The organism is Streptomyces sp. NPDC036813, assembly GCF_055609245.1.
The window spans coordinates 151670-159953 of sequence record NZ_JBVJPV010000003.1; the positions used below are offsets into that span (position 1 = coordinate 151670).

7 protein-coding genes are annotated in these 8284 nt (G+C 57.2%); 6 read left to right on the top strand and 1 reads right to left on the bottom strand.

Going from position 1 to position 8284, the window contains the following annotated elements; translation table 11 throughout:
- Window positions 1-385: 385 nt before the first annotated feature.
- Window positions 386-1354, bottom strand: coding sequence for a DNA-methyltransferase (locus ACZ67Q_RS08270; protein ID WP_471178056.1), 969 nt, complete (start codon window positions 1352-1354; stop codon window positions 386-388).
- A gap of 199 nt (window positions 1355-1553) precedes the next feature.
- On the opposite strand from ACZ67Q_RS08270, the gene ACZ67Q_RS08275 reads away from it, so the two are divergent.
- The 6 genes from ACZ67Q_RS08275 to ACZ67Q_RS08300 all read left to right on the top strand — a co-directional run bounded on the left by ACZ67Q_RS08275 (window position 1554) and on the right by ACZ67Q_RS08300 (window position 7846).
- Entirely contained in the window at window positions 1554-2159 is a 606-nt protein-coding gene (locus tag ACZ67Q_RS08275) for a hypothetical protein (protein WP_471178058.1), read from the top strand.
- The gene (locus tag ACZ67Q_RS08280) at window positions 2153-4279 is read left to right on the top strand and encodes a DEAD/DEAH box helicase family protein (protein WP_471178061.1); all 2127 of its coding nucleotides are present in this window, start codon (window positions 2153-2155) and stop codon (window positions 4277-4279) included. The genes ACZ67Q_RS08275 and ACZ67Q_RS08280 overlap by 7 nt, the downstream gene beginning before the upstream one ends.
- A complete protein-coding gene (locus ACZ67Q_RS08285) occupies window positions 4276-4503 on the top strand; it encodes a hypothetical protein (protein WP_451206359.1) in 228 nt (75 codons plus the stop codon). Before ACZ67Q_RS08280 ends, ACZ67Q_RS08285 begins: the two co-directional genes overlap by 4 nt.
- The gene (locus tag ACZ67Q_RS08290) at window positions 4503-6449 is read left to right on the top strand and encodes an AAA family ATPase (protein WP_471178064.1); all 1947 of its coding nucleotides are present in this window, start codon (window positions 4503-4505) and stop codon (window positions 6447-6449) included. Before ACZ67Q_RS08285 ends, ACZ67Q_RS08290 begins: the two co-directional genes overlap by 1 nt.
- The gene (locus ACZ67Q_RS08295; RefSeq protein WP_471178066.1) at window positions 6449-6826 is read left to right on the top strand and encodes a hypothetical protein; all 378 of its coding nucleotides are present in this window, start codon (window positions 6449-6451) and stop codon (window positions 6824-6826) included. Before ACZ67Q_RS08290 ends, ACZ67Q_RS08295 begins: the two co-directional genes overlap by 1 nt.
- 585 nt (window positions 6827-7411) lie before the next feature.
- Window positions 7412-7846, top strand: coding sequence for a hypothetical protein (locus ACZ67Q_RS08300; protein ID WP_471178068.1), 435 nt, complete (start codon window positions 7412-7414; stop codon window positions 7844-7846).
- Window positions 7847-8284: the final 438 nt, after the last annotated feature.

Consider the following 8284-nt stretch of genomic DNA (forward strand, 5'->3'; position numbering starts at 1 on the left):
GAGTTACAACTTTCTTCACGGGTTCAAGGCGGCTCGCTCCGCTCCCCGCGCGCGGCCCGGCCCCCGGCCGGGCCTGCGCTCCTGTCTCCGCCCCGCTCCAGCCCGGCCGGCGCCCGTGCCGCGCTCTTGGCGATCAGCCACCTGACGTCAGAGAAGGGGTACGTCGTGGCTGAGGCGGTCGGCTCCACGGCTTTAGGCAGCCACTTTGGCGCGAGCCTCGCAGATCATGGCCCCAACGTCGTGCTTTGCCGGGCAGGTCCACAGACTGCCCGACGCGCCGGAAGCTTACGGGGCCATGATCACTCGCGCCAAAGCAGCTCCAGCCCAAAGCCGCTCCACCGACCGCGCCTTACTCTGCTGCAGCACTCCAGTCCACCATAAAGATCTACAGAAGCAGCGTTTGATGATCTTCAATGGCCTTGACTGAATCCCTTACGACTTCGAGCGGCGCTCCTTCGAGGAAGCGGACAGCCGAGAGCGCACAATAACTGCTATCCATCTCCATAGATAGCCACCGGCGCCCGAGCGACTCAGCCGCACGTCCGGTCGTGTTGGATCCACTAAAAAAATCGACGACTAGATCACCAGGATCAGTCAACATCTCTATGAAAAAACTCGGCAACTTCACAGGGAACCGAGCTGGATGCCCCGGCCTACCCAATTCCTTCAGAGTCCGCAAGTAGATGTCATTGGACTGCGAGTTAGGGATCGCCAAAAGGTTCGAAGGGATAGCGCCGCCGTTATCCTTACCGAAGCCTTCACCGATCTCATGCTCAGAATGCCGCAGCTTCGGCCTGTAATATTTAGCAGGATCCTTCAAAAGCCGCTTCATTGAATCCGAATACGGCACGAGAACACGCCGAACGTCAGCCTTAGGGCTATCCGTCTTGGAAAGCCACCAAACGGTATTGACTGAATCCTTGGCTCGAATCTTGCGCTTATTTACCCACTCAATCGGAGAAGGCAACTTGGCGGGATTATGCCAGTAGAACTCCTCAGCGAGTCGATAATCTAGATCATCGACGAACGACAACAAGGCGCGGAACTGATGCAGCGAACGCACCGGCCGCCCGCTCTGATATGCGCCGCCGATATCAATGACGAGACTTCCGGTTGGCTTCAGAGCATCTCGCGCTAGCTTTACGAAATCCGTCAGCCAATTAACATAGTTCTGCTGCTCTTCATTGCCATAGGCTTTCTTGCGCAGCAGAGGAAACGGCGGACTGGTAACGAACAGGTCTACGCTCTCTGCTGGCAGCTCCGCCAATAGTTCCAAGCTGTCTCCGCACACCTGCTCGCCCAGTTGGGTTGTGTAGCAGACACGCCCAGAGCCCAGCAGCTCACCTGGTCGCACCGTTAGATCTCCCCTTGCTCATCGTACAGCAACCCTACAGGCAGCCTCTAGGACAGATGGAACTTCGCCTCCTCAGGGGCTGCAAGTTGAGCCTGCGCTTGACCGTAGGGATCGCAGCTGTTACGTCTTCACCTGGGGACACTTGCGACAAGCCGCGGGCACAGGGGGGAAGCTGATCGTGCATCAGGAGTGGCTGCACATGGATGATGACGACTTCTATCGTCTACCGGTGCCGGCCACGAGCCGCAACAGCGCCTACTTCGGCAAGGCACTAGCGAGGGCACTGCGGGACCATCTGAGCGTTGTACCCACAGAGGAAGCTCTTCGTACGAAACCGCTACTCCTGCGATTGAAGCCGCCGTTGCCACTTAGGCTTCGTGTCTACATATTCCGAGCCACTCAGCACATATCCGAACGCCAGGAAGGCGCCTTTCGGGTACAGCTAACGACAAAAACTAACCCTCTCGCAGGAGACTTCCCCAAGCCACGCTACAAATTCGAGCGTACGGACAATGTCCGATGCATGTTGATCGGCTACAACCCAGAACTTCGTACATTCATCATCTGGGATGCCGATCTGCACGACGCAACGGGTTTCACCTATTCAAGCGGCGTACAAGCACCGCCCGGGGTCGTCTTCAAAGCGCTGGCCGCTGGAATTGCAGAATCCAAGCGCACTCTGAAGCGATCGCCACGTGCAGAGACGATCATAGCAGCCAGACCCGAGCGGTTGGCAGAGGCTATTGAGCGCCGAGTTGATCTAAGTATCGAAGCTCTTCTGGGCGAGGTGATTCCCGGATGCTGACAGAACTAGGCAACATCAAGACGGACTACGCAAGCGATTCGGACGATATCGCCGATGAATTTTACAACCCCTGTCTACGGCATTCAGTACAGTACGACCGCATCACAGGGTACTTCAGCTCAAGCGTGTTTCATCTTACCTGGCGCGCCTTGAGTACCTTTGTGCTCCAGAACGACGGGAAGATGCGGCTCCTGTGCTCACCCAGACTCTCGGAAAAGGATGCGGAGGGGTTGCTGTTCGGGTACACAGCCAGAAATGACGAGTCGCTGGCGTCGCAACTCTGTGCAGAACTGCGTGAAATGCTTGATTCTCCCCTCTCTGACACGGCTCGACTATTCGCTGCCCTAATTGCGGATGGTCGGATCGACGTGAAGCTAGCTCAAGTGGCAGAAAAGGCCAACGCGCAGACGAAACGCATGTTTCACGATAAGGTGGGACTTTTCTGTGACAGTAGCGGAAATATTGTGGGATTCCGCGGCTCGATGAATGAGACTTTCCTTGGGCTATCTCCGCAAGGCAACGTTGAATCGATCGACGTTTGGCCTTCGTGGGAGGGAGGTCGCGATGCGGAGCGAGTAGCCAACGCCAGAGCGCGCTTTGATCGCGTGTGGTCTGGGGACATCCGCGGAGTCACGGTAGTCAATCTGCCCGGTCCGGTACTTGAGGAGGCCAGAAGAATCGCCTCAGGCTCTACGATCGAGCATCTGTTTGACCGTGTGATTAAGGAGGCGCAGAAGGCGACTGAAGCAAGTCGCCCGCCATCCGTTGGGGGAATCCAGCTACGTAGCCACCAGTTGAGAGCGGCCAGCACTTGGCAGCAGAATGGCATGCGTGGACTTCTGAGCCATGCAACGGGTTCAGGAAAGACCATCACTGGGCTCTACTGTGCACAGCAGATGCTCGCCAAGGGCCTGGTCCCTGTGTTTGTTGTGCCCTCTACGCTTCTTCTTGAGCAGTGGGCTCGGCAAGTGAAAGAACTCCTTGGCTGTCGTGTTGTTCTTTGCGGCGCCGGCAACACGCGGTGGTCGTCCGATGGGCTAGTGCGTGCTGCACTAGAGCAACAGAATTCCGCAATTCCGTATGCGATTGTCACTGTACTCAATACGGCCGTGACACCAGCTTTCCGAGGTCAGGTCAGGCCAGTCGCTAGACGCGTCGGACTAATCGCTGACGAAGCTCACCGTTTGGGCAGCCCAAATGCACTAGGTGTTCTAGATTGGTTGAATGCATCCGCCCGGCTGGGTTTGAGCGCCACTCCCGAAAGGGCAAACGACCTAACCGGGACTCACAGCCTACTAGACTATTTTGGCGGCATCGTCGATCGGTACTCTTTGGCTGACGCTCTAGAAGACAAGGTGCTTACTCCCTACGTCTACGAACCGAGCTGGGTGTCACTCGACGAGCAGGAACAGCAAGCTTGGGACCGCCTCACGTCCCAAATCCGTCGGCTCTATGCGATGGACAAGAGAGATGGAAGCTCCAGCGAGCAAGCAACTCGAATAAAGATGAAGTTGATTGAGCGCGCTCGCATCGCAAAAGGTGCCTCGGCGAAGGTGTCCGCAGCGGCGGATATCGTTTCGACTAATTTCAGGCAAGGCCAGAAGTGGCTTGTTTATTGTGACAATCAAGAGCAACTGAAGAGCATGCAAACCGCTCTAGCGGATCGCGGGTTGCCGGCGATGGAGTACCACCGCCAGATGGCTGGTAGCCCAGATCTGACACTCAAGCTCTTTGACATGAATGGCGGCGTGATCGTTGCCATTAAGTGCCTGGATGAGGGCGTAGATATACCATCGGCATCACACGCCCTGATTCTAGCCTCCTCCCGGAATCCACGAGAGTACATTCAGAGGCGCGGGCGCGTTCTGCGAAAGTCGCCGGGAAAGACGTTCGCTTACGTGTATGACGTCCTCGTCCTTCCAGACACGTACGATTCCAGCGACCCTACAGCCTCGCTGACATTCGCAGAAATCGCACGCGCTCTCCAGTTCGCAGAATGGAGCTCAAGTCGGAGATCCGTATCACGATTGGAGCAGAAGTGTGTTGACCTCGGTCTTCCGCTAGAGCGTCTGGATGAAATGCGTAACAGCGGCCTGGAGTCGGACGGAGTAGACGAATGACCAACACTGTCGAAGAGAAGGAAGTTCGCGAATCTGCGAGCCTCTTCGCCACGGTGGAAGAGATCCGTGCAGCTGGCTACCCACACCTTGATCAACAGTTGGTCGCTGAGATTTTGAGCGTACAGCGCAAATTCGTTGAGGATCGGGTCGAGGCGACTAGGCGGACCAGCCAAGTCATTAACCGGTGGGTCTCAGAGCAGTTGCAGCATGAAGGGCGCTCCTAATGCTTTCATATCGTCGGCTCACGATCGAAGACTTCGGCCCATACCGGGGACGGCAAATCGTCGACTTCCCTCGCGAACGCGGTGTCTACATCATCTCGGGTCTCAACGGGCGAGGGAAGACCAAGCTACATAACGCCTTCCGTTATGCGCTCTACGGGCAGATCATGGGCAGGTCTGGCCCCCTGAGCGCGGCAGACTTCGCCAACAGCGAGGCACGCAAGGAGGCCGGCGGATACGGTTCTTTCTCGACTGTCCTAGAATTCACACACTCCGGCGTCCCGTACCGTCTGACTCGCAAGTACGACGAACGACGCCAGCCGAACGTGAGTGTCTTCCTGGAACGAGACAACGTAGCGTTGTCCGCTTCTCAGGCCGACAAGGTGCTGCAGCAGATCGCACCGGTTTCAGTTAGCCGATTTTTCCTCTTCGACGGCGAGTTGCTTCGCGACTATGAAAATCTACTTGACGCAGAGAACGACGAGGGTAAGAAGCTAGAGGATGCGATCGAGCGCGTCCTCGGTATTCCGATTGTTGCCAACGCACTCGCCGACGTAGAGGAAGTCCGCACTCAGGCAAATAAGCGGGTGGCTGAACAGGCAAGCGCTGATGCCAAGACACGGGACCTAGGCGCCGCCCTAACCGAGGCCGGCGATCTCCGCGCTGAGATGGTGCGCGATCGGGAAGGTGTACGCGAAGCTAGGGACAGAACCGAACAGAGGATTGAAGAGATTTCGGCTGATCTCCGTGCTCAGCCACGCGCAGAAAACATCCTAGCTCAGATTGACAGCTTCTCTCAGCAAGCTGCGACGGCTAAACAGCAAAAGCAGCAGGCCTGGCAGTCGCTCTTGGATCTCTCCGGCGAACTTTGGCAGGCAGTCCTAGCTGGACCTGCTCGCGCGCAGAGGGCGGCGCTTCAGGAAGAGGTCGAGCGCTTGGAATCAGAGCTGCGGAAAGCCTCCGCCGATGCTCGCGACTACGCTTACCTGCAAAGTCACGAACATTGCCCTGTGTGTCGCAGAGACCTCGATGAAACAGCTCGCACTGAGATTCTGCGGCACATCGAGAGTAACGACTCCGCTCCAGGCCAGGAGCACCTTGCCGATCAAGTTGCTCACTTGCGTCGTCACCTTGAAACCTTGCTCGAAGTCGCATCATATGACGGACGCCTAGTTCAGGAGAGAGATCGGAACTACCGTCAAGCGTCTCTCACGCTTTCGAACATCTCGAATGAGATTATTGCCCTGGACGAGCAATTGAATGAGGTGGACCAAGAGAAGGTTCGGAGCTTGGTCAAGGAACGTGAGGAGCGACGGCTCGAACTAGCTCGGCATGACAAGCGGCTGGAGGAGATCGAAAAGGACCTGCAGAAGCTGGACAAGCGGATCGCCGATATCAACGATCTACTCGATAAATACAACTTCACACCGGATGCTGCTGTGCAAATGAAGAAGCGGCTATCCGATGACCTGGTAGGACTGTTTCAGCAAGCCATTTCGGTCTACCGGAAACAACTGAAAGACCGCGTTGAGGAACGCGCCTCCGTTATCTTCACGGATCTTTCTGCAGAGAAAGAATATACGGGACTGCGGATCACGAACCGCTACGGCCTGGAGATCGTCGGAGCAGACGGGTCCGTAGTAACTGGTCGATCGGCTGGCTACGAACATCTCGTCGCCTTGTCACTGATCGCCGCCTTGCAGACAAGCGCCGCGGTAAGAGGCACGGTGGTCATGGACTCGCCGTTCGGCAGGCTCGACTCCGATCACACAGCCAATGTCATCGCGGCACTGCCGCGAATGGCCGAGCAGGTCGTTCTCTTGGCTTTCGATTCAGAGTTTGACAGGCAAGCAGCGATACGAGCACTTGGGAGCGACTTGGTCGCCGAATATGAGCTTGAACGAATCACGCCAAGACACACACAGATTCGGTCTAAGGATATTCTCTAATGGCGGACCTGAAGAACATCGCTCTAACTCTTGAGGCCGAACGAGTTGCGGTTGAGTTGGCGGAAAACCTGCCGGTGACCGACCGGATGGATCTTGCCCGCCTAGGCTTCGCCTATGCTCTCCGGAACGGTGTCACAGTGGAGCGGGGGGATGACTTTGGTCTACGCCGTGGTAGCAACTACAGCATCGCTGGCATTGACCCGGGCGGGAAGATGGCAGCCGTGGTCGCTGTGTTCTACAGGAACCAAGATGTCGTCGCGGAGCCGTACCGTGTGATCGAGACACTGATGAACAAAGGACTTCTGCTCCTAAGCCAGCATCTTGACGAGGGACGAATCGGTAATGTCAGCGACGTCATGGCTGACGATCTCGACTGAAAGAAACTGGCAGCCGTAGCCCGAGCGGGGGCTCAACGTGAATGGGCTACGGCTCTCCATTCCGCTTACTCGTTCCGACCAGTCTCTGTTCTCTGCATCGACAGGCGGCATGGGGAGCCGGCACCCACTCCCACGCATACGAGGCCATCCGTAGTGCGGTAGTTGTGCTTCGGAATCTCCCAGGGCTGTCGAGGAGCGATCATTTGGCTGCCCCCTGGTCGGCTCATCCTGCAGATGATCGTTCCCGATGCTGTCGAAGCGGTCGATCCGCGCGAGGGCTTCCCGCGATGGTCACTAGCGCAGCCGCGAGGGCGACCGATCGCAGCGGGTTGGCAACTGGCCCCTTGGCGTCCGAAGCCACTGGTTCCGGAGCAAGCGACTACACAACAGCTGGTCGAACACCTCCGAGCCCGTGCGCTGTTCTGTGCGCTCCAGTTGATGATGCGGCCCGTCGCGAGCACCTGGAGCATCTCATTACCACATGACTTACACCAGCAGCAGAGGATTCGGGAAACCTAAGCGCGGCGTCGGTCTATTGACGATCCTGTCTCCTATTAACAGTTCGTTAATGAGGAGGTAGACGTCATGGTATCCGTGCGCACCAGCACACTTAAATGGATCGAAGACACTGTAAGTAGAAACGACGGCGCCGCTGTCATCCGTAACGCTTGGGTTCGCGATCGAGAGGGAAAGGACCGACTCAGGCTTACCCGGCTACAGGCTGTCCAGGCTCATCTTGTGCGTCGAGGGCTGCGTACCTTCCCTGATCACTTGCTCTACTCCGGGGAATCCTGGTCTTTCGTTGTCTATAGGCCTGAGCTGCTCGTCGTCGACGTCGGCGTGCTCGCTGCAGCCCCCGAGACACGTGCGGCGCTCGACTATGTTATGGAATCGCTCAATCAGAGCGCCCACGGTCAGTTCTTCATTAGCGAGCACCAATTTCACAGCAAGCTCCTGAAGCTCGCATTGGCGCGCCCTGAGATCTCCTGGCAGTTCAAACAGCAGGCTGCCGTTGCATAGTCAGAACCAGCTCAATGAGGGCTTTGACACGGATACTGCCGGGCGTGACGGCGGCAGACCGCGCAATGCACGTGACTCCCGTGCCGTTTGGTGGATTCGTTTCCTCAACCTTCAGGCGCAGGAACCGCCCCGGTTCCGTATCGACCGTAGGCCCTGAAGGTGCCGTGAACGCACGGAGGCCCCGGAGCGCCAACTGTAGGCTCCGGGGCTTTGCCGTTAGATTGAGGACCCAGGACATTTTTACTGACCGCGGAAGCTCTACCTGCGCTGCAACCACCAGACAGCGAGGGAGGCAGCAGCTGAGCCTGCGACAACACTCACCAGCCGCAGGGTTTGCGACCAGCTTTCGAGTGTCGTCCTGAAGAGGGCCGACATCACTTCCATAAGGAACTTTTTCTCCCGCGACGGCGGCCTATTCAGGTTCAAGTTAGACACTTG